General features: G+C 65.8%; 1 protein-coding gene and 1 pseudogene. Both read left to right on the top strand.

The features are described 5' to 3' along the window. Positions 1-142 precede the first annotated feature (142 nt). The gene (locus tag ACNPP0_RS00900; RefSeq protein WP_332610133.1) at positions 143-880 is read left to right on the top strand and encodes a response regulator; all 738 of its coding nucleotides are present in this window, start codon (positions 143-145) and stop codon (positions 878-880) included. Continuing rightward, positions 877-1,209: pseudogene (locus ACNPP0_RS00895) on the top strand (two-component sensor histidine kinase); the annotation flags it as partial. The gene ACNPP0_RS00900 and the pseudogene ACNPP0_RS00895, both read left to right, overlap by 4 nt.

Below are 1,209 nucleotides of genomic sequence, written 5' to 3'. Positions count from 1 at the left end.
CGCCAAGCCGTTTCAATGCCAGCTGATCAGCAATACGCGGCCGGGCGGCACGCCGGTTCCGCCCGTCGGCCGAGGGGGCCGCCGCCTTGGATAAAATCCGTTTACCCCGCGCCCTGCCGCCCTTGCCTGAAAGCCTTTGAAGATGGATCAACTGGATCACGTCATGATCGTCGACGACGATCGGGAAATACGCGAGCTTGCCGGCAACTTCCTGAAGAAGAACGGCCTGACCGTGACGCTGGCGGCCGACGGGCGGCAGATGCGGTCGCTGCTGGAGAACCTGTCCGTCGACCTGATCGTGCTGGACATCATGATGCCGGGCGACGACGGCCTGGTGCTGTGCCGCGAACTGCGCAGCGGCAAGCATCGCCGCATTCCCATCCTGCTGCTGACCGCGCGCGGCGACGACATGGACCGCGTGCTGGGCCTGGAGATGGGCGCCGACGACTATCTGGTCAAGCCCTTTGTCGCGCGTGAACTGCTGGCGCGCATCAAGGCGATCTTGCGGCGCACGCGCATGCTGCCGCCCAATTTTCAGGTAACGGAACCTGGTCGTGACATCGCCTTTGGCGACTGGCGGCTGGACACCACCGCGCGCCATCTGCTGGATAAGAGCGGCACCGTGGTGTCGCTAAGCGGCGCCGAGTACCGACTGTTGCGCGTGTTTCTGGACCATCCGCAACGCGTGCTGAATCGCGATCAATTGCTGAACCTGACGCAAGGGCGCGACGCCGATTTCTTCGGCCGCTCGATCGACCTGCTGGTCAGCCGCCTGCGCCAGCGCCTGTGCGAAGACGCGCGCGAACCGCGCTACATCAAGACGGTGCGCAGCGAAGGCTATGTGTTCGCGGCCGCCGTCGACATATCGGAAGGCGAATGAGGGCGCGCGCCGCGTTGCCGCGTTCCGCGTGGCCGGGCACGCTGGTCGCGCGGCTGTTCCTGATTTTTCTCATCGGTCTGGTGCTGGCCTACGGCCTGTCGTTTGCCGCGCTGTTCTACGAACGCTATAACGCCACGCGCTCCATGATGCTGGGCGACCTGGAGCGCGACGTGGCCATCGCCATCGACGTGCTGGGCCGCCTGCCCGCCAACGAACGCGCCGCCTGGCTGCCCCGCCTGTCCAGCGGCAACCGCGTCTATGAATTGGGCAACGGGCAGGCCGACCAGCCGTTGCAACTGGACGTGGCGCGCACGGCCGCGCAGTCGATT

The sequence above is a fragment of the Achromobacter semiaridum genome (genome assembly GCF_053543755.1).
The sequence above is the reverse complement of the archived record's forward strand: the minus strand, read 5'-3'. Positions and strand labels throughout refer to the sequence as shown.